The sequence below is a fragment of the Dactylosporangium salmoneum genome (genome assembly GCF_039532525.1).
In the GTDB taxonomy this organism is placed as follows: Bacteria; Actinomycetota; Actinomycetes; order Mycobacteriales; family Micromonosporaceae; genus Dactylosporangium; species Dactylosporangium salmoneum.
On the sequence record NZ_BAAARV010000058.1, the window covers coordinates 114,603 to 138,491 of the forward strand.

Annotated in this window: 28 protein-coding genes and 1 pseudogene; all 29 read left to right on the forward strand. The window is 67.8% G+C overall.

All coding sequences use genetic code 11. The features are described 5' to 3' along the window. Positions 1-501 precede the first annotated feature (501 nt). The 29 genes and pseudogenes from rpoB to rplO all read left to right on the forward strand — a co-directional run bounded on the left by rpoB (position 502) and on the right by rplO (position 23,861). Positions 502-3,927 (forward strand): DNA-directed RNA polymerase subunit beta, encoded by a 3,426-nt coding sequence (gene rpoB, locus ABD352_RS30595; RefSeq protein WP_344615979.1) that lies wholly within the window; start codon positions 502-504, stop codon positions 3,925-3,927. 88 nt (positions 3,928-4,015) lie between these two features. Further along, the gene (locus ABD352_RS30600) at positions 4,016-7,903 is read left to right on the forward strand and encodes a DNA-directed RNA polymerase subunit beta' (RefSeq protein WP_344615980.1); all 3,888 of its coding nucleotides are present in this window, start codon (positions 4,016-4,018) and stop codon (positions 7,901-7,903) included. A 342-nt stretch (positions 7,904-8,245) separates the two neighbouring features. Further along, on the forward strand, positions 8,246-8,584 hold the full coding sequence (locus tag ABD352_RS30605; protein ID WP_344615981.1) for a hypothetical protein: 339 nt from the start codon (positions 8,246-8,248) through the stop codon (positions 8,582-8,584). Further along, the gene (locus tag ABD352_RS30610; RefSeq protein WP_344615982.1) at positions 8,584-9,078 is read left to right on the forward strand and encodes a DUF4190 domain-containing protein; all 495 of its coding nucleotides are present in this window, start codon (positions 8,584-8,586) and stop codon (positions 9,076-9,078) included. The genes ABD352_RS30605 and ABD352_RS30610 overlap by 1 nt, the downstream gene beginning before the upstream one ends. Before the next feature lie 375 nt (positions 9,079-9,453). Then, entirely contained in the window at positions 9,454-9,828 is a 375-nt protein-coding gene (gene rpsL, locus ABD352_RS30615; RefSeq protein WP_033357671.1) for a 30S ribosomal protein S12, read from the forward strand. Position 9,829: 1 nt separating this feature from the next. Next, the gene (rpsG, locus tag ABD352_RS30620; RefSeq protein ID WP_344615983.1) at positions 9,830-10,300 is read left to right on the forward strand and encodes a 30S ribosomal protein S7; all 471 of its coding nucleotides are present in this window, start codon (positions 9,830-9,832) and stop codon (positions 10,298-10,300) included. A gap of 47 nt (positions 10,301-10,347) precedes the next feature. Further along, positions 10,348-12,447: an elongation factor G gene (gene fusA, locus ABD352_RS30625; protein WP_344615984.1), complete on the forward strand. Its 2,100-nt coding sequence runs from the start codon at positions 10,348-10,350 to the stop codon at positions 12,445-12,447. Between the two features lie 152 nt (positions 12,448-12,599). Continuing rightward, positions 12,600-13,793, forward strand: coding sequence for an elongation factor Tu (gene tuf, locus ABD352_RS30630; RefSeq protein WP_344615985.1), 1,194 nt, complete (start codon positions 12,600-12,602; stop codon positions 13,791-13,793). A gap of 324 nt (positions 13,794-14,117) precedes the next feature. Continuing rightward, entirely contained in the window at positions 14,118-14,426 is a 309-nt protein-coding gene (rpsJ, locus tag ABD352_RS30635; protein WP_018347762.1) for a 30S ribosomal protein S10, read from the forward strand. A gap of 12 nt (positions 14,427-14,438) precedes the next feature. After that, positions 14,439-15,110: a 50S ribosomal protein L3 gene (gene rplC / locus ABD352_RS30640; protein ID WP_344615986.1), complete on the forward strand. Its 672-nt coding sequence runs from the start codon at positions 14,439-14,441 to the stop codon at positions 15,108-15,110. Then, positions 15,107-15,775, forward strand: coding sequence for a 50S ribosomal protein L4 (rplD, locus tag ABD352_RS30645; protein ID WP_344615987.1), 669 nt, complete (start codon positions 15,107-15,109; stop codon positions 15,773-15,775). The genes rplC and rplD overlap by 4 nt, the downstream gene beginning before the upstream one ends. 3 nt (positions 15,776-15,778) lie before the next feature. Next, positions 15,779-16,081 (forward strand): 50S ribosomal protein L23, encoded by a 303-nt coding sequence (gene rplW, locus ABD352_RS30650; RefSeq protein WP_033357665.1) that lies wholly within the window; start codon positions 15,779-15,781, stop codon positions 16,079-16,081. Positions 16,082-16,093: 12 nt separating this feature from the next. Continuing rightward, positions 16,094-16,933: a 50S ribosomal protein L2 gene (gene rplB / locus ABD352_RS30655; protein ID WP_344615988.1), complete on the forward strand. Its 840-nt coding sequence runs from the start codon at positions 16,094-16,096 to the stop codon at positions 16,931-16,933. A gap of 12 nt (positions 16,934-16,945) precedes the next feature. Beyond that, a complete protein-coding gene (gene rpsS, locus ABD352_RS30660; protein WP_190249384.1) occupies positions 16,946-17,227 on the forward strand; it encodes a 30S ribosomal protein S19 in 282 nt (93 codons plus the stop codon). A gap of 31 nt (positions 17,228-17,258) precedes the next feature. Further along, positions 17,259-17,708, forward strand: a pseudogene (rplV, locus tag ABD352_RS30665) (50S ribosomal protein L22); the annotation flags it as partial. A gap of 113 nt (positions 17,709-17,821) precedes the next feature. Continuing rightward, the gene (rpsC, locus tag ABD352_RS30670) at positions 17,822-18,673 is read left to right on the forward strand and encodes a 30S ribosomal protein S3 (RefSeq protein WP_344615989.1); all 852 of its coding nucleotides are present in this window, start codon (positions 17,822-17,824) and stop codon (positions 18,671-18,673) included. Between the two features lie 3 nt (positions 18,674-18,676). Next, positions 18,677-19,102: a 50S ribosomal protein L16 gene (rplP, locus tag ABD352_RS30675; RefSeq protein WP_344615990.1), complete on the forward strand. Its 426-nt coding sequence runs from the start codon at positions 18,677-18,679 to the stop codon at positions 19,100-19,102. Beyond that, positions 19,102-19,341: a 50S ribosomal protein L29 gene (gene rpmC, locus ABD352_RS30680; RefSeq protein ID WP_344616050.1), complete on the forward strand. Its 240-nt coding sequence runs from the start codon at positions 19,102-19,104 to the stop codon at positions 19,339-19,341. The genes rplP and rpmC overlap by 1 nt, the downstream gene beginning before the upstream one ends. 2 nt (positions 19,342-19,343) lie before the next feature. Next, positions 19,344-19,628, forward strand: a complete 285-nt coding sequence (rpsQ, locus tag ABD352_RS30685; RefSeq protein WP_344615991.1) for a 30S ribosomal protein S17 — start codon at positions 19,344-19,346, stop codon at positions 19,626-19,628. A gap of 76 nt (positions 19,629-19,704) precedes the next feature. Beyond that, a complete protein-coding gene (gene rplN / locus ABD352_RS30690) occupies positions 19,705-20,073 on the forward strand; it encodes a 50S ribosomal protein L14 (RefSeq protein ID WP_033357657.1) in 369 nt (122 codons plus the stop codon). A 2-nt stretch (positions 20,074-20,075) separates the two neighbouring features. Next, positions 20,076-20,390, forward strand: coding sequence for a 50S ribosomal protein L24 (gene rplX / locus ABD352_RS30695; RefSeq protein WP_344615992.1), 315 nt, complete (start codon positions 20,076-20,078; stop codon positions 20,388-20,390). Next, positions 20,390-20,953, forward strand: a complete 564-nt coding sequence (gene rplE, locus ABD352_RS30700; RefSeq protein WP_344615993.1) for a 50S ribosomal protein L5 — start codon at positions 20,390-20,392, stop codon at positions 20,951-20,953. The genes rplX and rplE overlap by 1 nt, the downstream gene beginning before the upstream one ends. 13 nt (positions 20,954-20,966) lie before the next feature. Beyond that, positions 20,967-21,152: a type Z 30S ribosomal protein S14 gene (locus tag ABD352_RS30705; protein ID WP_190249376.1), complete on the forward strand. Its 186-nt coding sequence runs from the start codon at positions 20,967-20,969 to the stop codon at positions 21,150-21,152. A gap of 63 nt (positions 21,153-21,215) precedes the next feature. After that, positions 21,216-21,623: a 30S ribosomal protein S8 gene (gene rpsH, locus ABD352_RS30710; protein ID WP_344615994.1), complete on the forward strand. Its 408-nt coding sequence runs from the start codon at positions 21,216-21,218 to the stop codon at positions 21,621-21,623. 13 nt (positions 21,624-21,636) lie between these two features. Then, positions 21,637-22,179 (forward strand): 50S ribosomal protein L6, encoded by a 543-nt coding sequence (rplF, locus tag ABD352_RS30715; RefSeq protein ID WP_344615995.1) that lies wholly within the window; start codon positions 21,637-21,639, stop codon positions 22,177-22,179. Then, entirely contained in the window at positions 22,176-22,571 is a 396-nt protein-coding gene (gene rplR / locus ABD352_RS30720) for a 50S ribosomal protein L18 (protein ID WP_344615996.1), read from the forward strand. The genes rplF and rplR overlap by 4 nt, the downstream gene beginning before the upstream one ends. 15 nt (positions 22,572-22,586) lie before the next feature. Beyond that, on the forward strand, positions 22,587-23,213 hold the full coding sequence (gene rpsE, locus ABD352_RS30725) for a 30S ribosomal protein S5 (RefSeq protein WP_344615997.1): 627 nt from the start codon (positions 22,587-22,589) through the stop codon (positions 23,211-23,213). A 2-nt stretch (positions 23,214-23,215) separates the two neighbouring features. Next, positions 23,216-23,398, forward strand: coding sequence for a 50S ribosomal protein L30 (rpmD, locus tag ABD352_RS30730; RefSeq protein ID WP_344615998.1), 183 nt, complete (start codon positions 23,216-23,218; stop codon positions 23,396-23,398). A gap of 4 nt (positions 23,399-23,402) precedes the next feature. Beyond that, positions 23,403-23,861: a 50S ribosomal protein L15 gene (gene rplO, locus ABD352_RS30735; protein WP_344615999.1), complete on the forward strand. Its 459-nt coding sequence runs from the start codon at positions 23,403-23,405 to the stop codon at positions 23,859-23,861. The last annotated feature ends 28 nt before the right edge of the window (positions 23,862-23,889 follow it).

Consider the following 23,889-nt stretch of genomic DNA (forward strand, 5'->3'; position numbering starts at 1 on the left):
GGGCGCCCGCTGTTTTTGTCCGGTGACTGTTCGGTAACTGTAAGGACCCCAAGATCTAGGGGGCCGACCACAACACTTAGTGGTCGGGATGCGAGATATCTGTCACGCCGGGCCGACGCGCGTGGGAACCCTTGACGCGATGATGGGCGGCCAGGCACGCTAATCAGGCACTGCCTCCGCGGACGCGGCGGCCGAGCGGCCCGACCGATGCGCCCCACCCTTCTTGGGTCCGGTTCTGCGCGCATCGACAGGAGACCCGCAGGCCACGACCGACGCGAGCGGGTCGGACGGTGGAGAAACGATCTTCGCAAAGGTCGTTGAAAACATCGTGCACGAGCCCGCTGGACAGCGGTTAGCCCTTCGGCTACACTGCTAGTTTGCGCTGTCTTCTGACTTCACCTTCGGCGTGAGGTGCCTCTTCGTGGGCTCCTCCACATCGGAGGTCGTCAGGCTGCACGCGAAACGGCCTGTCTGCAACACCGGTCCTCGGAAGGACGCATCTTGGCAGCTTCCCGCCCTGCGAAGACCAGTTCGAGCGCTTACGCTCCCCGCCGGGTCTCCTTCGGCAGGATCACCGAACACCTTGAGGTTCCCAACCTCCTTGCCATCCAAACCGACTCGTTCGACTGGCTGGTTGGCAACGAGAATTGGCAGAGCCGCACGGCCGGTGATCAGCACGCCCGTTCCGGGCTCGCGGAGATCCTCGATGAGATCAGTCCTATTGAGGACTTCTCCGGCACGATGTCACTGTCGTTCTCCGCGCCGCGCTTCGACGAGGTCAAGGCCCCGATCGAGGAGTGCAAGGAGAAGGACCTCACCTACTGTGCCCCGCTGTTCGTCACCGCGGAGTTCACCAACCACACCACCGGCGAGATCAAGAGCCAGACGGTGTTCATGGGTGACTTCCCGATGATGACGCCCAAGGGCACGTTCATCATCAACGGCACCGAGCGCGTCGTGGTGAGCCAGCTCGTTCGCTCGCCGGGCGTGTACTTCGACAAGCAGCCGGACAAGACGTCCGACCGGGACCTCACCAGCGTCAAGGTGATCCCGAGCCGTGGCGCCTGGCTGGAGTTCGACATCGACAAGCGCGACACCGTCGGTGTCCGCATCGACCGCAAGCGCCGGCAGGCGGTCTCCGTCCTGCTCAAGGCCATCGGCTGGTCGGCCGAGCGCATCCGCGAGAAGTTCGGCTGGTCCGAGCTCATGATGACCACGCTCGAGAAGGACCACATCGCGGGCCAGGACGAGGCGCTGCTGGACATCTACCGCAAGCTGCGGCCCGGTGAGCCGCCGACGCGGGAGAACGCCCAGAACCTGCTGGACAACCTCTTCTTCAACCCGAAGCGGTACGACGTCGCCAAGGTTGGTCGATACAAGTTCAACAAGAAGCTCGAAGTCGGCGTGCCGATGCACCAGGGCGTGCTGACCGAAGAGGACATCGTCGCCACGGTCGAGTACCTCTGCCGCCTGCACACTGGCGAAGAGGGCTACGAGGCCGACGACATCGACCACTTCGGCAACCGGCGCCTGCGCACGGTCGGCGAGCTCATCCAGAACCAGGTCCGCGTGGGCCTGTCCCGGATGGAGCGCGTCGTGCGCGAGCGCATGACCACGCAGGACGTCGAGGCGATCACGCCGCAGACCCTGATCAACATCCGCCCCGTCGTGGCGGCGATCAAGGAGTTCTTCGGCACGTCGCAGCTGTCCCAGTTCATGGACCAGACCAACCCGCTGGCGGGTCTTACCCACCGGCGCCGGCTGAGCGCGCTCGGCCCGGGTGGTCTGTCCCGTGAGCGGGCCGGCTTCGAGGTCCGCGACGTGCACCCGTCGCACTACGGCCGGATGTGCCCGATCGAGACCCCCGAGGGTCCCAACATCGGTCTCATCGGCGCCCTGTCGACGTTCGCGCGGGTCAACCCGTTCGGCTTCGTGGAGACGCCGTACCGCAAGGTCATCGACGGCCGGGTCACCGACCAGATCGACTACCTGACCGCGGACGAGGAGGACCGGTTCGTCAAGGCGCAGGCCAACGCTCCGCTCAAGAGCGACGGCAACTTCGCCGAGGACCGCATCCTGGTTCGCAGGAAGGGCGGTGAGGTCGACAACGTCCCGCCGCTCGAGGTCGACTACATGGACGTCTCGCCTCGGCAGATGACGTCGGTCGCGACCGCGATGATCCCGTTCCTCGAGCACGACGACGCCAACCGCGCGCTCATGGGCGCGAACATGCAGCGTCAGGCCGTGCCGCTGGTCAAGGCGGAGTCCCCGCTGGTCGGCACCGGCATGGAGTACCGTGCCGCGGTCGACGCCGGCGACGTGGTCGTGGCCGAGGTCGGTGGCGTGGTCGAGGACATGTGCGCCGACTACGTGACCATCCACCAGGACGACGGCCACCGCCGCACGTACCTGCTGCACAAGTTCCGCCGCTCCAACTCCGGCTCCTGCGTCAACCAGAAGCCGGTGATCTTCGAGGGCGACCGGGTCGAGGCGGGGCAGGTCATCGCCGACGGTCCGTGCACCGACGAGGGAGAGATGGCGCTCGGGCGAAACCTGCTCGTGGCGTTCATGCCCTGGGAGGGCCACAACTACGAAGACGCCATCATCCTGTCCCAGAAGCTGGTGCAGAACGACGTCCTCACCTCGATCCACATCGAGGAGCACGAGGTCGACGCGCGCGACACCAAGCTGGGGCCGGAGGAGATCACCCGCGACATCCCGAACGTCAGCGAGGAGATGCTCGCCGACCTCGACGAGCGGGGGATCATCCGGATCGGCGCCGAGGTCGTCACCGGCGACATTCTGGTCGGCAAGGTCACGCCCAAGGGTGAGACCGAGCTGACCCCCGAGGAGCGCCTGCTGCGCGCGATCTTCGGCGAGAAGGCCCGCGAGGTCCGCGACACCAGCCTCAAGGTGCCGCACGGCGAGACCGGCACGGTCATCGGCGTGCGGACGTTCAGCCGTGAGGACGGCGACGAGCTGTCCCCGGGCGTGAACGAGCTGGTGCGCGTCTACGTGGCCCAGAAGCGGAAGATCCAGGACGGCGACAAGCTCGCCGGCCGCCACGGCAACAAGGGTGTCATCTCGAAGATCCTGCCGGTCGAGGACATGCCGTTCCTCGAGGACGGGACCCCGGTCGACATCGTGCTCAACCCGCTCGGTGTGCCCAGCCGTATGAACATCGGTCAGGTACTGGAGACCCACCTCGGGTGGGTGGCCAAGACGGGCTGGAAGATCGAGGGTGACGACACCGAGTGGAAGCGGGCGCTGAAGTCCATCAACGCGGGGGAGTCCGAGCCGGACACCAACGTGGCGACCCCGGTCTTCGACGGCGCGAAGGAAGAGGAGATCGCCGGCCTGCTGAGCAGCACGCTGCCCAACCGGGACGGCAACCAGCTGATCGGGGCGAGCGGCAAGGCGCGGCTGTTCGACGGCCGCTCCGGCGAGCCGCTGCCGGACCCGATCGCGGTTGGCTACATCTACATCCTCAAGCTCAACCACCTGGTCGATGACAAGATCCACGCTCGCTCCACCGGGCCGTACTCCATGATCACGCAGCAGCCGCTGGGTGGTAAGGCGCAGTTCGGTGGCCAGCGCTTCGGTGAGATGGAGTGCTGGGCCATGCAGGCCTACGGCGCGGCCTACGCGCTGCAGGAGCTGCTGACGATCAAGTCCGACGACGTCCTCGGACGCGTCAAGGTCTACGAGGCGATCGTCAAGGGCGAGAACATCCCGGAGCCGGGCATCCCGGAGTCCTTCAAGGTGCTCCTCAAGGAGCTGCAGTCGCTGTGCCTGAACGTCGAGGTGCTCTCCAGCGACGGCGTGGCCCTCGAGATGCGCGAGACGGACGACGAGGTGTTCCGCGCGGCCGAGGAACTGGGCATCGACCTCTCGCGGCGCGAGCCGAGCAGCGTCGAGGAAGTTTGATTCGCAGCCGGTGCCCCTCTGACCGAGGGGCGCCGGCCCCGCGACCTAGCAATTACCCGAGCAACTGAATCGTGAGGACATAGACGAAGTGCTCGACGTCAACTACTTCGACGAGCTCCGCATCGGCCTGGCCACGGCCGACGACATCCGGCAGTGGTCGCACGGCGAGGTCAAGAAGCCTGAGACGATCAACTACCGCACCCTGAAGCCGGAAAAGGACGGGCTCTTCTGCGAGAAGATCTTCGGCCCCACCCGGGACTGGGAGTGCTACTGCGGTAAGTACAAGCGGGTCCGCTTCAAGGGCATCATCTGCGAGCGCTGCGGCGTCGAGGTGACCCGGGCGAAGGTCCGCCGCGAGCGCATGGGCCACATCGAGCTCGCCGCGCCGGTCACGCACATCTGGTACTTCAAGGGTGTGCCCAGCCGCCTCGGCTACCTGCTGGACCTGGCCCCGAAGGACCTCGAGAAGATCATCTACTTCGCGTCGTACGTGATCACCAGCGTCGACAAGGAAGCCCGCCACCGCGACCTGGCCACCCTCGAGAACGAGGTGTCGGCCGAGAAGCGGCAGGCGGAGAACGCCCGCGACTCGGAGATCGAGAAGCGCGCCGCGAAGCTGGAGCAGGACCTGGCCGAGCTCGAGGCCGAGGGTGCCAAGGCCGACGTGCGCCGCAAGGTCAAGGAGGCCGGCGAGCGCGAGATGCGCCAGATCCGCGATCGGGCGCAGCGCGAGATCGACCGCCTCGACGAGGTCATGGACACGTTCCGCAAGCTGGACCGCAAGAACCTCATCACCGACGAGCTGCTCTACCGCGAGCTGCGCGACCGGTTCGGTGAGTACTTCTCCGGCGCCATGGGCGCCGAGGCGATCAAGGCCCTGCTGGAGAACCTGGACCTCGACGACGAGGCCGAGCTGTTGCGCGAGACGATCCGCAGCGGCAAGGGCCAGCGCAAGATCCGGGCGCTCAAGCGGCTCAAGGTCGTCGCGGCCTTCCTGAACACCGCCAACTCGCCGCTGGGCATGGTGCTGGACTGCGTCCCGGTCATCCCGCCGGACCTGCGCCCGATGGTGCAGCTCGACGGTGGCCGCTTCGCCACCAGCGACCTCAACGACCTGTACCGGCGGGTGATCAACCGGAACAACCGGCTCAAGCGCCTGATCGACCTGGGTGCCCCGGAGATCATCGTCAACAACGAGAAGCGGATGCTGCAGGAGGCCGTCGACGCGCTGTTCGACAACGGCCGCCGCGGCCGCCCGGTCACCGGCCCCGGTAACCGCCCGCTGAAGTCGCTGTCCGACATGCTCAAGGGCAAGCAGGGCCGCTTCCGGCAGAACCTGCTGGGCAAGCGCGTCGACTACTCCGGCCGTTCGGTCATCGTCGTCGGCCCGCAGCTCAAGCTGCACCAGTGCGGCCTGCCCAAGCAGATGGCGCTGGAGCTGTTCAAGCCGTTCGTGATGAAGCGCCTGGTGGACCTCAACCACGCGCAGAACATCAAGTCGGCCAAGCGCATGGTCGAGCGTCAGCGGCCGGTCGTGTGGGACGTGCTGGAGGAGGTCATCGCGGAGCACCCGGTGCTGCTCAACCGCGCGCCGACCCTGCACCGCCTGGGCATCCAGGCCTTCGAGCCGCAGCTGGTCGAGGGCAAGGCCATCCAGATCCACCCGCTGGTCTGCACCGCCTTCAACGCCGACTTCGACGGTGACCAGATGGCCGTGCACGTGCCGCTGTCCGCCGAGGCCCAGGCCGAGGCGCGCATCCTGATGCTGTCCAGCAACAACATCCTCAAGCCGGCCGACGGCAAGCCGGTGACCATGCCTACCCAGGACATGATCATCGGTCTGTACCACCTCACCCACATCCAGAAGAACCTGACGGGCGAGGGGCGCACGTTCAGCTCCGACGCCGAGGCGCGGATGGCGTTCGACAACGGCGAGCTGCACCTGCAGGCGCCGGTGAGGATTCGCCTGAAGGGCATCGTCGGGGTCGACAACGGCCCGGGCGCGGCGCTGTGGGAGGCCCCCGAGGGCTGGCAGGCGGGCGAGACGGTCACGATCGAGACCACGCTCGGCCGGGTGCTGTTCAACGAGACGCTGCCCGTGGGGTACCGCTTCGTGAACTACGAGATCCGCAAGGGCCAGCTGTCGGCGATCGTCAACGACCTCGCCGAGCGCTTCCCGAAGGTCTCGCTGGCGGCCACCCTGGACGCGCTGAAGCTGGCCGGCTTCCACTGGGCCACCTGGTCCGGCGTCACCATCGGCATGGAGGACGTCATCCAGCCGCCTCGCAAGGCGGAGATCCTCGAGCGCTACGAGAAAGAGGCGCAGCGGATCGACAAGCAGTACCAGCGTGGTCTCATGACCGCCGAGGAGCGCCGCGGCGAGCTCATCGAGATCTGGACCAAGGCGACCGGCGAGGTGGCCAAGGAGATGGAGAGCGCGCTGCCGCGCGAGAACCCGCTGTGGAAGATGATCAACTCGGGTGCCCGCGGTAACCTCCTCCAGCTCCGCCAGATCGCCGCGATCCGTGGCCTGGTGGCCAACCCGAAGGGCGAGATCATCCCGCGGCCGATCAAGGCGTCGTACCGCGAGGGTCTCTCCGTGCTGGAGTACTTCATCTCCACCCACGGTGCCCGCAAGGGTCTGGCCGACACCGCGCTGCGGACCGCCGACTCGGGTTACCTGACCCGTCGTCTGGTCGACGTGTCGCAGGACGTCATCATCCGCGAGGAAGACTGCGGCACCGACCGCGCCATCCCGATGGCGGTCGGCGAGATGGACAACGGCGTGCTGCGCATCCACACCCACGCGGAGACGGGCGTGCACGCGCGCACCCTCGCCGACGACGTGCGGGACAAGGATGGGCGGATGGTCGCCGAGCGCGGCACCGACATCAACTCGATCGTGGTCGACCTGCTGGTCGCCGCGGGCGTGGAGAACGTCCGGGTCCGCAGCGTGCTCACCTGCGAGTCGAAGCTGGGCGTCTGCGGCGCCTGCTACGGCCGGTCGCTGCCCACGGGCAAGACCGTCGACGTCGGCGAGGCGGTCGGCATCATCGCCGCCCAGTCGATCGGTGAGCCGGGCACGCAGCTGACGATGCGTACCTTCCACACCGGTGGCGTCGCGGGTGAGGACATCACCCAGGGTCTGCCCCGTGTCCAGGAGATCTTCGAGGCCCGCGTGCCGAAGGGTAAGGCGCCCATCGCCGACACCCCCGGCCGCGTGCGCATCGAGGACGGCGAGCGCATGCGGAAGATCATCATCGTGCCGGACGACGGCAGCGACGAGATCGTCCACGACAAGCTCAGCCGGCGCGTCAAGCTGCGCATCCAGGACGGCGAGCACGTCGAGGTCGGCGAGAAGCTCACCGAGGGCACGATCGACCCGCACGAGCTGCTGCGCATCATGGGTCCCCGGGCGGTCCAGGTTCACCTGACCTCCGAGGTCCAGGAGGTGTACCGCTCGCAGGGCGTGCTGATCCACGACAAGCACATCGAGATCATCATTCGCCAGATGCTCAAGCGGGTGACGGTCATCGACTCCGGCTCGACCGAGTTCCTGCCGGGCGTGCTCGTGGACCGCGCGATGTTCGAGGCGGAGAACCGCCGCGTCGTCGCCGAGGGCGGCGAGCCGGCGGCCGGCCGCCCGGTCCTGATGGGTATCACCAAGGCGTCGCTGGCGACGGAGTCGTGGCTGTCCGCGGCCTCGTTCCAGGAGACGACCCGGGTGCTGACCGACGCGGCGATCCACGCGCGCAGCGACTCGCTGATCGGTCTGAAGGAGAACGTCATCATCGGTAAGCTCATCCCGGCCGGTACTGGCATCAGCAAGTACCGCAGCATCCGGGTCGAGCCGACCGAGGAGGCGAAGGCGAAGGTCTACTCGATGACCGGCTACCCGGAGGCCGACTACGGCTTCGGCCCGGCCAGCGGCCAGGCCGTCCCGCTGGACGACTTCGACCTGGGCTCCTTCCGGTAAATCCGGCGAGCAGCGGGGCGGGGACCTTCCGGGGTCCCCGCCCCTTCTCGTTGTGTGTGACTGCGGCCCGCGGCGCCCGCGCACCCCAACACTGCGGCGCCCGCGCCCCCACGCTGCAGCGGCCGCACACCCCACGCTGCGGCCCCATGCCGTGGAGGCCGCGCACCCCGCGCTGTAGAGGCCGCGTACCCGGCCCGTACGAGTGAGTGGGTGTGGTCTGTGGAGGCCGCACACCTGACGCTCCCGGCCCCCGACCGACCACGGCAACCAGCGTGTGGAGGGGGTGTGGGTGGAGCGGAGCTCCCCCACGGAAAATAGGACGGAGCAGGCTAGAGTCGAGGCGTGACGTCCTCGACCCGGCACCCGCTGGACCCGGACCCGGTCCGTGCGACGAAGGCCTCGGCCGTGTTCGGGCTGGGCCTGCTGTCCGTGGTCACCGGGCCGTTCCTGGGCGGGGTGATCCCGGCGACGCTGGCGCTGCTCATGGCCCGCGAGTCGCACCGGGAACTGGTGGCCGCCGACGGCTTCCTGCTCGGCGCCCGCCGCCTGCGCAGCGGCGTGCGGCTGGCCTGGACCGGCATCGTGCTCGCCATCGCGGGCCTGGTCGTGCTGGCCATCATCGGACTGCTGCACTACGCCCGGCACCGCGGCGGCGCCGACTTCGACTCGACGGTGAACTGATGGGCTACCCGCCGAACCCGTACCCGTCGCAGCCCCAGCAGCAGTACCCGCCGCAGTATCCGCCGCAGCCCCAGCCGTACATACTGCCGCCCGCCTACGCCGGACCGCCCTCGACGACGCCGATGATGCGGGTGGACCTCGTGCAGGGCACCCCTTTCGGGGTCGCCTACCCGACCGTCCAGTCGATCCCCAGCGGCCAGGCCATCGGCGCCTTGGTGGCGGGCATCGCCTCGATCCTCGTCGGGCTCTTCTCCATGTGCCTCGGCGCGAGCGGGGCCCAGGCGGGGTGGGGCCTCTCCGCGAGCGGCGCGTTCACCGTTCTGGGGGTCTTCATCGGGGCCGGCGCGCTGATCCTGGGCCTGCTGGGCAACCGCCGGATCCGCCAGTCGGCCGGCCAGGTCACCGGCCGGGGGATGGCGATCAGCGGCATCGTCCTCGGTGCCGTCGGCGTCGGCCTCGCCCTGTTCGCGCTGCTGCTGGCGGCCGCGCTCTGACCCGGGACCACCCTGGAGGGGACCGGAGCGGGCGAAATGGAGGCCCCCGGACACTTCGATCGGCGACCAGGTACTCTTGGTGCGAAGAGTGTTCCGTCAGCAGGCCGAGGGCCAATATCGTCGAGCGATTTTGACCAGCGTCCTCGCGGTGGGTACTCTTTCCCCTCGTGCCCGGCTTTGCCGGGCAACTCGTGCGTGCGCCCACATCGGCCCCGCTCCGCGGGAGTGAGGGTGGGTGCGGACCACAACCCCGGGCTGGGATCAAACGGGCCGGGTCGCGGAATAGGCGACACGCCCGACCGCGGGTGCCGGTCACCGCCGGGCATACAGAAGAGAAGACGTGCGGCCGCGAGGCCGAAGGGAGAGGCAGGCCCAGTGCCTACGATCCAGCAGCTGGTCCGCAAGGGCCGCCAGGCGAAGCTGAGCAAGACCAAGACGCCGGCGCTCAAGGGAAGCCCGCAGCGGCGGGGCGTCTGCACGCGTGTGTACACGACCACGCCGAAGAAGCCCAACTCGGCGCTGCGCAAGGTGGCCCGTGTGCGGCTGAGCAACGGTATCGAGGTGACGGCCTACATCCCCGGTGTCGGTCACAACCTTCAGGAGCACTCGATCGTGCTCGTCCGTGGCGGCCGTGTGAAGGACCTCCCCGGCGTGCGTTACAAGATCATCCGTGGTTCGCTGGACACCCAGGGCGTTCGCAACCGCAAGCAGGCTCGCAGCCGTTACGGCGCGAAGAAGGAGAAGAGCTGACATGCCGCGTAAAGGCCCCGCGCCGCGCCGGCCGCTCGTGGCGGACCCGGTCTACAACTCCCTGCTCGTCACCCAGTTGATCAACAAGATCCTGGTCGAGGGCAAGCGTCAGCTCGCCGAGCGCATTGTGTACAGCGCGCTCGAGGGCGCCCGGGAGAAGACCGGCACCGACCCCGTGGTGACGCTCAAGCGCGCCATGGACAACGTGAAGCCGACCCTCGAGGTCCGCAGCCGCCGCGTCGGTGGCGCGACCTACCAGGTTCCGGTCGAGGTCAAGCCGGTCCGCGCCACCACGCTGGGTCTGCGCTGGCTGTGCACCTACTCCCGCGCCCGCCGCGAGAAGACCATGGTCGAGCGCCTCATGAACGAGCTGCTGGACGCCAGCAACGGCCTCGGTGCTTCGGTGAAGCGCCGCGAGGACACCCACAAGATGGCGGAGTCCAACAAGGCCTTCGCGCACTACCGCTGGTAAGCGACGCTTTACCGAGCATCCGACGAGAGACGAAGTAGGGATTTGTAGTGGCTGCCGCAGACGCCGCCCTCGCCAAGGTCCGCAACATCGGCATCATGGCGCACATCGACGCCGGTAAGACGACGACGACCGAGCGCATCCTCTTCTACACCGGCATCACGTACAAGATCGGCGAGGTCCACGAGGGCGCGGCGGTCATGGACTGGATGGAGCAGGAGCAGGAGCGCGGCATCACCATCACCTCCGCCGCCACGAAGTGCGAGTGGAAGGGCCACACGATCCAGATCATCGACACGCCCGGCCACGTCGACTTCACGGTCGAGGTCGAGCGGTCGCTGCGCGTCCTGGACGGCGCGGTGGCGGTCTACGACGGCGTTGCCGGGGTGGAGCCGCAGACCGAGAACGTCTGGCGCCAGGCGGACAAGTACAACGTCCCGCGTATGTGCTTCGTCAACAAGCTGGACCGCACGGGCGCGGACTTCTTCCGCTGCGTGCAGATGATGGTCGACCGGCTCAACGCCACCCCGCTGGTGCTGCAGATCCCGATCGGGCTCGAGGGCGACCACATCGGTGTCGTTGACCTTCTGGAGATGCGCGCGCTGACCTGGCGCGGCGAGACCCAGAAGGGCGAGGACTACGCCATCGAGGCGATCCCGGAGAACCTGGTCGAGCAGGCCAACGAGTACCGGGACAAGCTCCTCGAGACGCTGGCCGAGACGGACGACGACATCATGGTCCGCTACCTCGACGGCGACACGTTCGAGGTCAAGGAGCTCAAGGCCGCGATCCGCAAGGCCACGATCGCCGGCAAGCTGAACCCGGTCGTGTGTGGCTCGGCGTTCAAGAACAAGGGCGTGCAGCCCATGCTCGACGCCGTCGTGGACTTCCTGCCCTCCCCGCTGGACATCCCGGCCATCGAGGGCATCGCCACGGACGGCGAGACGCCGCTGCTGCGCAAGCCGTCGGTCGACGAGCCGTTCTCCGGTCTGGCCTTCAAGATTCAGACCGACAAGCACCTCGGCAAGCTCACCTACGTGCGCATCTACTCCGGCACGCTCGACTCCGGCACCCAGGTGGTCAACTCCACCAAGGACCGCAAGGAGCGGATCGGCAAGATCTACCAGATGCACGCGAACAAGCGTGAGGAGCGCAGCAGCGCCGGCGCCGGCGACATCATCGCCGTGCAGGGTCTCAAGCAGACCACCACCGGTGACACGCTGTGTGACCCGGCCAACCCGGTCATCCTGGAGTCGATGACCTTCCCGGAGCCGGTCATCGAGGTGGCCATCGAGCCCAAGACGAAGGCCGACCAGGAGAAGCTGGGCACCGCCATTCAGCGCCTGGCCGAGGAGGACCCGACCTTCCGCGTCAAGAACGACGAGGAGACCGGGCAGACGGTCATCGCCGGCATGGGCGAGCTGCACCTCGACATCCTCGTCGACCGCATGCGGCGCGAGTTCAACGTCGAGGCCAACATCGGCAAGCCGCAGGTGGCCTACCGCGAGACGATCAAGTCGGTCGCGGAGAAGGTCGAGTACACCCACAAGAAGCAGACGGGTGGCTCCGGCCAGTACGCCCGAGTGATCATCAAGCTCGAGCCGCTGGAGACCAGCGCCGACGGCCCGACCTACGAGTTCGTCAACGCGGTCACCGGTGGCCGCATCCCGAAGGAGTTCATCCCTTCGGTCGACGCCGGTGCCCAGGACGCGATGCAGTACGGCGTGCTGGCCGGCTTCCCGCTGGTCGGCATCAAGCTCACGCTGCTGGACGGCCAGTACCACGAGGTCGACTCCTCGGAAATGGCGTTCAAGATCGCCGGTTCGATGGTGCTGAAGGACGCGGCCCGGCGGGCCAACCCCGTGCTCCTCGAGCCGCTGATGGCGGTGGAGGTGACGACGCCCGAGGAGAACATGGGCGACGTCATCGGCGACCTCAACTCCCGGCGTGGCACGATCCAGGCGATGGAGGAGCGCGGCGGTGCCCGCGTCGTCCGCGCGACCGTGCCGCTCTCGGAAATGTTCGGCTACGTCGGCGACCTCCGGTCGAAGACTCAGGGCCGGGCGAGCTACTCGATGCAGTTCGACTCCTACGCCGAGGTTCCCGCGAACGTGGCGAAGGAAATCATCGCGAAGGCGACCGGGGAGTAATCACCGGTAGTTTGGCCGTGAGGCTGTGTCAGCGGGACTGAGGCTGTCTAGCTGCTCTGCAGTTGGGGGCCAGCCAGACCCAAGTCGACAGGGTGCGTCGGCGCTTCCAGCGTCGGCGCACCGTGAACCAAGAAGTCCACAGGAGGACACCAGTGGCGAAGGCGAAGTTCGAGCGGACTAAGCCGCACGTCAACATCGGCACCATCGGTCACATCGACCACGGTAAGACGACGCTGACGGCGGCCATTACCAAGGTGCTGCACGACCGCATGCCGGACGTGAACCCGTACACGCCGTTCGACGAGATCGACAAGGCGCCGGAGGAGAAGGCCCGCGGCATCACGATCTCGATCGCGCACGTCGAGTACCAGACCGAGAACCGGCACTACGCCCACGTGGACTGCCCGGGTCACGCCGACTACATCAAGAACATGATCACCGGTGCCGCGCAGATGGACGGCGCGATCCTGGTGGTGGCGGCGACCGACGGCCCCATGCCGCAGACCCGTGAGCACGTGCTGCTGGCCCGCCAGGTCGGTGTGCCGTACATCGTCGTGGCGCTCAACAAGAGCGACATGGTCGATGACGAGGAGCTCCTCGAGCTCGTCGAGCTCGAGGTTCGCGAGCTGCTGTCGAGCCAGGAGTTCCCGGGCGACGACGCTCCGGTCGTTCGCGTCTCGGCGCTCAAGGCGCTCGAGGGCGACCAGAAGTGGGCCGACGCGCTCATGGAGCTCATGACCGCGGTCGACACGGCGATCCCGCAGCCCGAGCGTGAGACCGAGAAGCCGTTCCTCATGCCCGTCGAGGACGTCTTCACGATCACCGGTCGTGGCACGGTCGTCACCGGCCGCGTCGAGCGTGGCATCCTCAAGCCGAACGAGGAGGTCGAGATCGTTGGCATCAAGGCCAAGTCGATGAAGACCACCTGCACGGCGATCGAGATGTTCCGCAAGATCCTCGACGAGGCGCGCGCCGGCGAGAACGTCGGTCTGCTCCTGCGTGGTATCAAGCGCGAGGACGTTGAGCGCGGCATGGTCGTGGTGAAGCCGGGCAGCAACACCCCGCACACCGAGTTCGAGGCGACCGTCTACATCCTCTCCAAGGAGGAGGGTGGCCGGCACACCCCGTTCTTCCAGAACTACCGGCCGCAGTTCTACTTCCGTACCACGGACGTCACCGGCGTCGTCACGCTGCCCGAGGGCACCGAGATGGTCATGCCCGGCGACAACACCAGCATGGCCGTGCAGCTCATCCAGCCCATCGCGATGGAGGAGAACCTCCGCTTCGCGATTCGCGAGGGTGGCCGCACCGTCGGCGCTGGTCGTGTGACGAAGATCATCAAGTAACGACCAAGAGGTACCCCGATTTCACATTGCCGCAGTGCTTGCGGCATAATGGTCGGGTTGCGTCGTGGGGCGGTCGAGACTGCTCGTTGAGAAGTCTCGACCGCTTCTGCGCGGCGTCAGTTCTGTGACTGGCGCGGATCCCCTCGACTGGGCGTGGCGCGCCCTGGGGTAGGTCTCCACAGCGGAAATGTTCTGCGGCGGAGCCTGGCCCTTGGCCGCGACACGCCCGACCGCGGGGGTCGGACACTCCAATAGGCGGCACCGGACCCTTCGGGGTTTGGCGGGGTTGTGAGACCCCGCATGAGAGAGGGAACTGAAGCCACCATGGCGGGACAGAAGATCCGCATCCGGCTCAAGGCCTACGACCACGAGGTCGTCGACTCCTCGGCGCGGAAGATCGTTGAGACGGTCACGCGCACCGGGGCACAGGTCGCTGGGCCGGTGCCGCTGCCCACTGAGATCAACCGCTACTGCGTGATCCGCTCGCCGCACAAGTACAAGGACTCGCGCGAGCACTTCGAGATGCGCACGCACAAGCGTCTGATCGACATCATCGACCCCACCCCGAAGACGGTCGACTCGCTCATGCGTCTCGACCTGCCGGCCGGCGTCGACATCGAGATCAAGCTGTAGGGACTCGGACTTATGGACAGGCAAGTCAAGGGCATCCTGGGTGAGAAGCTCGGCATGACCCAGGTCTGGGACAACGGCAAGGTTGTCCCCGTGACCGTGGTTCAGGCCGGCCCGTGCGTCGTGACGCAGGTGCGCACACCCGACAACGACGGCTACTCGGCGGTGCAGCTGGCGTGGGGTCAGATCGACCCGCGCAAGGTCAACAAGCCGCGCGCCGGCCACTTCTCCAAGGCGGACGTCGCCCCGCGCCGGCACATTGTCGAGCTGCGGACCGTCGACGCGGGCGAGTACTCGCTCGGCCAGGAGATCACCGCGGACTCCTTCGCCGCCGGTCAGCGCATCGACGTGACCGGCCGCAGCAAGGGCAAGGGCTACGCCGGTGTCATGAAGCGGCACGGCTTCCACGGCCTCCGGGCCAGCCACGGTGTCGAGCGCAAGCACCGCTCGCCCGGCTCCATCGGCGCCTGCGCGACCCCGGGTCGCGTCTTCAAGGGCGTCCGCATGGCCGGTCGCATGGGTGGCGTGCGCTTCACCGTGCAGAACCTCACGATCCAGAAGATCGAGTCCGAGGACAACCTGATCCTCGTCAAGGGCGCGATCCCGGGCCCGAAGGGCAGCCTCGTGCTGCTGCGCAGCGCGGCCAAGGTCGAGGCGAAGTCGCAGAAGGGTGGCATCACCAAATGACCACCGTTGACGTTCGTAAGGTCGATGGTTCGACCAACGGCACCGTAGAGCTGCCGGCCGACATCTTCGACGCGCAGGCCAGCATCCCGCTGATGCACCAGGTCGTCGTGGCCCAGCTCAACGCGGCCCGCCAGGGCACGCACAAGGCCAAGACCCGCGGCGAGGTGGCCGGCGGCGGCAAGAAGCCCTACAAGCAGAAGGGCACGGGCCGCGCCCGCCAGGGCTCGATCCGCGCGCCGCAGTTCACTGGCGGTGGCGTCGTGCACGGCCCGCAGCCGCGCGACTACAGCCAGCGGGTGAACAAGAAGATGAAGGCGGCCGCCCTGCGCGGCGCGCTGTCGGACCGGGCCCGCGACGGCCGGATCCACGTCGTGGAGACCTTCGTCGAGGGCGAGACGCCGAAGACCAAGAGCGCGCTCGCGGTGCTGCGTGGCATCACCGACGCCCGCCGCGTCCTGGTCGTCCTCGCCCGCGAGGACGAGGCCAACTGGCTGAGCCTGCGCAACGAGCAGTCGGTGCACCTGCTGGTCGCCGACCAGCTCAACACCCACGACGTGCTCGTCGCCGACCAGGTGGTCTTCACCGCCGAGGCGCTCAACGAGTTCCTCGGGGTGCCGGCCGAGCGTGGCGGCGACGCCGACGCCGACAGCAACGAGGAGGGCTGAGCCATGGCGACGATCGCCGATCCGCGCGACGTGATCATCCAGCCGGTAGTCTCTGAGAAGAGCTACAGCGAGCTCAACCGCAACTGGTACACGTTCCTGGTGCACCCGGACGCCAACAAGACGGAAATCAAGATCGCGATCCAGCAGATCTTCAACGTCCGCGTCCTGTCGGTCAACACCATCAACCGCGAAGGCAAGCGCAAGCGCACCCGCACGGGCTGGGGCAAGCGCAAGGACACGAAGCGGGCGATGGTGAAGCTCGCCGAGGGTGACCGGATCGAAGCCTTCGGCGGACCGGTCAGCTGAGGGGTATAGACGATGGCTATCCGTAAATACAAGCCGACGACGCCAGGTCGTCGTGGTTCGAGCGTTGCCGACTTCGCGGAGATCACCCGATCGACGCCGGAGAAGTCGCTGCTCGTCCCGCTGCCCAGCAAGGGCGGCCGCAACGTCCACGGTCGCGTCACCACGCGCCACCAGGGCGGCGGTCACAAGCGCCAGTACCGGCTGATCGACTTCCGGCGTGCGGACAAGGACGGGATTCCCGCCAAGGTCGCGCACATCGAGTACGACCCGAACCGGACCGCGCGCATCGCCCTGCTGCACTACGCCGATGGCGAGAAGCGGTACATCATCGCCCCGAAGGACCTCAAGCAGGGCGACCAGGTCGAGGCGGGCGCCGGCGCGGACATCAAGCCGGGCAACAACCTGCCGCTGCGCAACATCCCGGTCGGCACCACCGTTCACGCGGTGGAGCTGCGCCCGGGCGGCGGGGCCAAGCTGGCCCGCTCGGCCGGCGTCGGCATTCAGCTGCTGGGCCGCGAAGGGCAGTACGCCACGCTGCGTATGCCCTCGGGCGAGATCCGTCGCGTCGACGTGCACTGCCGGGCGACCGTCGGTGAGATCGGCAACGCCGACCAGTCGAACATCAACTGGGGTAAGGCCGGCCGTATGCGCTGGAAGGGCAAGCGCCCGTCCGTCCGCGGTGTCGCGATGAACCCCATCGACCACCCGCACGGTGGTGGTGAGGGTAAGACCTCGGGTGGTCGCCACCCGGTCAACCCGAAGGGCAAGCCGGAGGGCCGCACGCGGCGCAAGGGCCAGCCGAGCGACCGTCTCATCGTCCGTCGGCGTTACGCCACCCGGAAGCGCGGCTAAGGAGCCTGAGCAATGCCTCGCAGCCTGAAGAAGGGCCCGTTCGTTGACGACCACCTGATCAAGAAGGTGGAAGTCCAGAACGCCAAGAACTCCAAGAACGTCATCAAGACCTGGTCTCGCCGGTCGACGATCGTCCCCGAGATGCTCGGCCACACGATCGCCGTCCACGACGGGCGCAAGCACGTGCCCGTGTTCGTGACCGAGGCGATGGTCGGGCACAAGCTCGGCGAGTTCGCGCTGACCCGCACGTTCAAGGGTCACGAGAAGGACGACCGGAAGAGCCGCCGCCGCTAAGGCAGCCGATAGGAATCAAGAGGATTTCCCGATGCCAACGAAGAGCGAGGCGGCGGTGCCCGGTGCGCGGGCCATCGCGCGGCACGTGCGCGTGTCGCCGATGAAGGCGCGCCGTGTGGTGAACCTTGTTCGCGGGCTGCCCGCGCGCGAGGCACTCACGGTGCTGCAGTTCGCGCCGCAGTCGGCGAGCGAGCCGGTTTACAAGGTGCTCGCGAGCGCCATCGCCAACGCAGAGAACAACGAGCGTCTCGATCCCGATTCGCTCCTGGTCGCCGAGGCCTACGTCGACGAGGGCCCGACGCTCAAGCGGTTCCGGCCGCGGGCGCAGGGCCGGGCGTACCGGATCCGCAAGCGGACCAGCCACATCACGATCGTGGTCGAGAGCGTCCCGGCGGCCCAGGCCCGTGCGGCCAAGGCCGGCGTGGCCAAGGCGACGAAGGCCGCCAAGGCCGTGACGCCCGAGCCGGACGAGACCGACGAGGTCGAGGCCGCGCCGGCCAAGAAGGCCGCCGCGAAGAAGGCCCCGGCCAAGAAGGCTCCGGCGAAGCAGGCCCAGGCGGAGCAGACCGCTGAGGCCGAGGAGGAGACCGAGTAATGGGTCAGAAAGTTCACCCGCACGGGTTCCGGCTCGGCATCAGCACCGACTGGAAGTCCCGCTGGTACGCCGACAAGCTCTACAAGGACTACATCGCCGAGGACGTCAAGATCCGTCGGATGATGTCCAAGGGCCTGGAGCGGGCCGGCATCGCCAAGGTCGACATCGAGCGCACCCGCGACCGGGTCCGCGTGGACATCCACACGGCCCGCCCGGGCATCGTCATCGGCCGTAAGGGCGCCGAGGCCGACCGTATCCGCGCCGAGCTGGAGAAGCTCACCGGCAAGCAGGTGCAGCTCAACATCCTCGAGGTGAAGAGCCCCGAGTCGGACGCGCAGCTCGTCGCGCAGGGCGTGGCCGAGCAGCTGTCCAGCCGGGTCAGCTTCCGCCGTGCGATGCGCAAGGCCATGCAGTCGGCGATGAAGAACCCGCTGGTGCGCGGCATCCGGGTGCAGGTCTCCGGCCGTCTCGGCGGCGCGGAGATGAGCCGGACCGAGTTCTACCGCGAGGGTCGGGTGCCGCTGCACTCGCTGCGCGCGAACATCGAGTACGGCTTCTTCGAGGCCCGCACCACCTTCGGCCGCATCGGCGTGAAGGTGTGGATCTACAAGGGCGACGCCATCCCGGGTCGCGAGGCGCCGGCCGAGGCCGCCCCGCCGCGTGGTCGCCGTGACCGCTCCGACCGGCCCGAGCGGCCGCGTCGTGGGCGCTCCGGCTCCTCCGGCACGACCGCCGGTGGCACCGAGGCCGGCCGCGCCGCGGCTGCCGCGCACGCCGCCGAGGCCGCTGGTGAGTCCGCGCCCGCCGCCGAGGCGGCCGCCGCTCCGGCAGAGACGCAGCAGGAGGGCTGACGAATGCTGATCCCTCGTAAGCCCCCGAAGGGCTTCCGTAAGCCGCACCACCCGGACCGTCACGGCCCGGCCAAGGGCGGCACCCGCGTGGTCTTCGGTGAGTTCGGTATCCAGGCTCTCGAGCCCGCGTACATCACGAACCGCCAGATCGAGGCCGCTCGTATCGCCATGACCCGGCACATCCGCCGTGGTGGCAAGGTCTGGATCACGATCTTCCCGGACCGCTCCATCACCAAGAAGCCGGCCGAGACCCGCATGGGTTCCGGTAAGGGCTCGCCGGAGTGGTGGGTGGCCAACATCAAGCCGGGCCGGATCCTGTTCGAGATGTCGTTCCCGAACGAGCAGATCGCCCGGGAAGCAATGCGCCGCGCGATCCACAAGCTTCCGCTGAAGTGCCGGATCGTCACGCGTGAAGGGGTTGATGCGTGATGGCCGCCGGTATCAAGGCGACCGAGCTGCGTGAGCTGTCCGACGAGAGCCTGGTCGAGAAGCTGCGGGAAGCCAAGGCGGAGCTGTTCAACCTCCGCGTCCAGTCGGCCACCGGCCAGCTGGACAACCACGGGCGCCTGCAGGTCATCCGCAGGGACATCGCCCGGATCTACACGATCATGCGCGAGCGCGAGCTGGGTCTTTCGGCCGCGCCCGACGCTGTGGCTGAGGTGGCATGAGCATGAGCGAGCAGACGACCGAGTCGGGCACCGAGGTGCGCGGCCGCCGCAAGGTCCGCGAGGGCCTCGTGGTGAGCGACAAGATGAACAAGACCGTCGTCGTGGCGGTCGAGGACCAGGTCAAGCACCCGCTGTACGGCAAGGTCATGCGCCGCACGAGCAAGCTCAAGGCGCACGACGAGCAGAACGCGTGTGGCGTCGGCGACCGCGTCCTGCTCATGGAAACCCGGCCGCTGTCGGCGACCAAGCGCTGGCGGGTTGTGGAGATCCTCGAAAAGGCCAAGTAAGGCCGTCGTTCCGCCAAGCTCGGCGCCGGGTCCGCGAGGCGCGGCGCCGAGAACTGGCAGACATTAGGAGACAAGCGTGATTCAGCAGGAATCGCGGCTGCGCGTCGCCGACAACACGGGTGCCCGGGAAATCCTGTGCATCCGCGTGCTCGGCGGCTCGGGTCGCCGCTATGCAGGCATCGGCGACATCATCGTGGCCACGGTGAAGGACGCCATCCCGGGCGCCGGCGTGAAGAAGGGCGACGTGGTCAAGGCCGTCGTCGTCCGGACCACGAAGGAGCGGCGCCGGCCGGACGGCTCGTACATCCGCTTCGACGAGAACGCCGCCGTGATCATCAAGGATGGCGGTGACCCCCGTGGTACCCGCATCTTCGGCCCGGTCGGGCGTGAGCTCCGGGACAAGCGTTTCATGAAGATCATCTCGCTCGCGCCGGAGGTGTTGTAGCCATGAAGGTGAAGAAGGGCGACACCGTCCTGGTCATCGCCGGCAAGGACAAGGGTTCCCGCGGCAAGGTCCTGGCCGCGCTCCCGCGCGAGGACAAGGTCGTCGTCGAGGGCGTCAACCGGGTCAAGAAGCACACCCGCATCCGCACCACCCAGCGGGGCTCGAAGACCGGCGGCATCGTGACGCAGGAAGCCCCCATCCACATCTCCAACGTGATGGTGATCGACTCGGATGGCCAGGCCACCCGCGTCGGCGCCCGCGAGGACGACAACGGCGTGAAGGTCCGCGTGTCCCGCCGTAGCGGTAAGGAACTGTGATGACGACGGTCGAAAAGGTGAACCCGCGCCTCAAGCAGCGCTACCGCGACGAGATCGCCGGGGCGATGCAGGAGCAGTTCAAGTACGCCAATGTCATGCAGATCCCGGGCCTGGTCAAGGTCGTGGTCAACATGGGTGTCGGCGAGGCTGCTCGCGACTCCAAGCTGATCGACGGCGCGGTTCGCGACCTGGCCACGATCACCGGCCAGAAGCCGCAGGTCCGCCGGGCGACCAAGTCGATCGCGCAGTTCAAGCTGCGTGAGGGCATGCCGATCGGCGCCAAGGTCACGCTGCGCAACGACCGGATGTGGGAGTTCCTGGACCGTCTGCTGTCCATCGCGCTGCCGCGTATCCGCGACTTCCGCGGTCTGGACGGGCGCAAGCTCGACGGCAACGGCAACTACACGTTCGGTCTCACCGAGCAGTCGGTGTTCCACGAGATCGACCAGGACCGCATCGACCGGCCGCGAGGGATGGACATCACCGTGGTCACCACCGCCCGCACGGACGAGGAAGGTCGCGCGCTGCTCAAGCTGCTCGGCTTCCCCTTCCGTGAGAACTAGGGAGAACTGACCAATGGCGAAGAAGGCTCTCGTCCTCAAGGCCGCCGCGAAGCCCAAGTTCGCGGTGCGCGCGTACACCCGCTGCCAGCGCTGCGGCCGGCCCAAGGCCGTCTACCGCAAGTTCGGCCTGTGCCGCGTGTGCATCCGCGAGATGGCGCACCGTGGTGAACTGCCCGGCGTTTCCAAGGCTTCCTGGTAATCCTCCTTCGCCGCAGGCCCACCGGCTCGGTGCGGAACCGCGGCGAGAAAGGCTGACAAACCCATGACCATGACCGACCCGATCGCAGACATGCTGACCCGTCTGCGCAACGCCAACCAGGCGTACCACGACCGGGTGTCGATGCCATATTCGAAGATCAAGGCGAACATCGCCGAGGTGCTCAAGTCCGAGGGCTACGTGTCCTCGTGGCTGGTTCAGGAGCCGGAGGAGGGCAAGGTCGGCAAGACCCTTGTCGTCGACCTCAAGTACGGCCAGAACCGCGAGCGCAGCCTCGCCGGCATCCGTCGCGTGTCGAAGCCGGGCCTCCGCGTCTACGCGAAGTCGGTCGAGATGCCGCGCGTGCTGGGCGGCCTCGGCGTGGCCATCATCTCGACGTCCCAGGGTCTGCTGACCGACAAGCAGGCCCGCAAGCGAGGGGTGGGCGGGGAAGTCCTCGCCTACGTCTGGTAAGGGAAGGCATCACATGTCTCGAATCGGACGTAAGCCGATCACGGTGCCCGCGGGCGTCGAAATCAAGATCGACGGCCCGGTCGTCACCGTCAAGGGCCCCAAGGGCGAGCTCTCGCACACCCTGGCCGCCCCGATCACCATCGAGCGGGCCGAGGACGGCAGCTACAGCGTCGTCCGCCCGAACGACGAGCGGAAGGCCAAGGAGCTCCACGGCCTGTCCCGCACGCTGGTCTCCAACATGGTCGTCGGCGTGACCGAGGGCTACCGCAAGAGCCTGGAGATCGCCGGCACCGGTTACCGCGTGACGGCCAAGGGCAGCGACCTCGAGTTCGCCCTCGGGTTCTCGCACCCGGTCCTGGTGACCCCGCCGCCCGGCATCACCTTCACGGTCGAGAAGCCCACGGTGTTCCACATCGCCGGCATCGACAAGCAGCAGGTCGGCGAGGTTGCCGCCAACATCCGCAAGATTCGCCCGCCGGAGCCGTACAAGGGCAAGGGCGTGCGGTACCAGGGCGAGGTCATCCGCCGCAAGGCCGGAAAGGCTGGTAAGAAATGAGCGCCACGCTGCTCAAGCGCCGCAACTCCGGCGGCATCGCCGCCGCGCGCCGCACGGGGCGTGCTCGCCGGCACTTCCGGATCCGCAAGCACGTCGCCGGTACCTCCGAGCGTCCCCGCCTGGTGGTCACCCGCTCCCTGCGGAACATCACCGCGCAGATCGTCGACGACCTCAAGGGCCACACGCTGGCCTCGGCCTCGACGCTCGACGCGACCATCCGTGGCACCGACGGCGACAAGAAGGCGCAGGCCCGCAAGGTGGGCGCCCTCCTGGCCGAGCGGGCGAAGTCCGCGGGTGTCGGCAAGGTCGTCTTCGACCGTGGTGGCAACAGGTACGCCGGCCGCATCGCGGCCCTGGCGGACGCCGCCCGCGAAGCCGGACTCGAGTTCTAAGAAGGAGAAACGTTCATGCCTGGTCCTCAGCGCAGGGGCGGCGGGTCCGGTAACACCCAAGAAGGTGGTGGCGGCCGTCGCGAGAATCGTCGCGAGGGTGGCGGCCGCGGCAACGCGCCCGCCGAGAAGACCCCGCACCTCGAGCGGGTCGTCGCGATCAACCGCGTCGCCAAGGTCGTGAAGGGTGGTCGTCGCTTCAGCTTCACCGCCCTGGTCATCGTCGGTGACGGCGACGGCACGGTCGGCGTCGGCTACGGAAAGGCCAAGGAGGTGCCCGCGGCCATCGCCAAGGGCGTCGAGGAGGCCAAGAAGCACTTCTTCAAGGTTCCGCGGCTCGCGGCCTCGATCCCGCACCCGGTGATCGGCGAGGACGCGGCCGGTGTGGTGCTGCTCAAGCCGGCCTCCGCCGGTACGGGCGTCATCGCCGGTGGCCCGGTCCGCGCCGTTCTGGAGTGCGCGGGCATCCACGACGTGCTGTCCAAGAGCCTCGGCTCCTCCAACGCCATCAACATCGTCCACGCGACGGTGGCGGCGCTGAAGAAGCTCGAGTCGCCCGAGGCCGTGGCCGCTCGCCGTGGCCTTCCGGTCGAGGATGTCGCGCCGGCCGCCATGCTGGCCGCGCGCGCCGGGGTGGGGGCGTAGTCATGGCTCGTCTGAAGGTCACCCAGATCCGGTCGGAGATCGGCTCGAAGCAGAACCAGCGCAACACGCTGCGTTCCCTCGGGCTCAAGCGGATCCGCGACGTTGTCGTCAAGGAGGACCGCCCGGAGATCCGCGGCATGATCCACACCGTGACGCACCTCGTCACCGTGGAAGAGGTGGAGTAATCCGATGACGATCAAGCTGCACCACCTGCGGCCGGCCCCCGGTGCCAAGACCGAGAAGACCCGTGTGGGTCGCGGTGAGGGCTCCAAGGGCAAGACCGCTGGTCGTGGTACCAAGGGCTCCAAGGCCCGCAAGAACATCTCGGCGGCGTTCGAGGGTGGGCAGATGCCCCTCCACATGCGCCTGCCGAAGCTCAAGGGCTTCCGTAACCGCAACCGGATCGAGTTCCAGGTTGTGAATCTTGCACGCCTGGCCGAGCTGTTCCCTGAGGGCGGTTCGGTCGGCGTGGCCGAGATGGTCGAGGCCGGCGCCGTCCGCAAGGGCGAGCTGGTCAAGGTCCTCGGCGACGGCGAGCTCGGCGGCGTGAAGCTGCAGGTCAGCGCGCACAAGTTCAGTGCGACGGCCAAGGAGAAGATCGAGGCTGCCGGCGGCTCGACCCAGCTGCTCGGCGGCGAAACGGAATAGAGCGCTATCGTGGCGTCCACCGACTCGG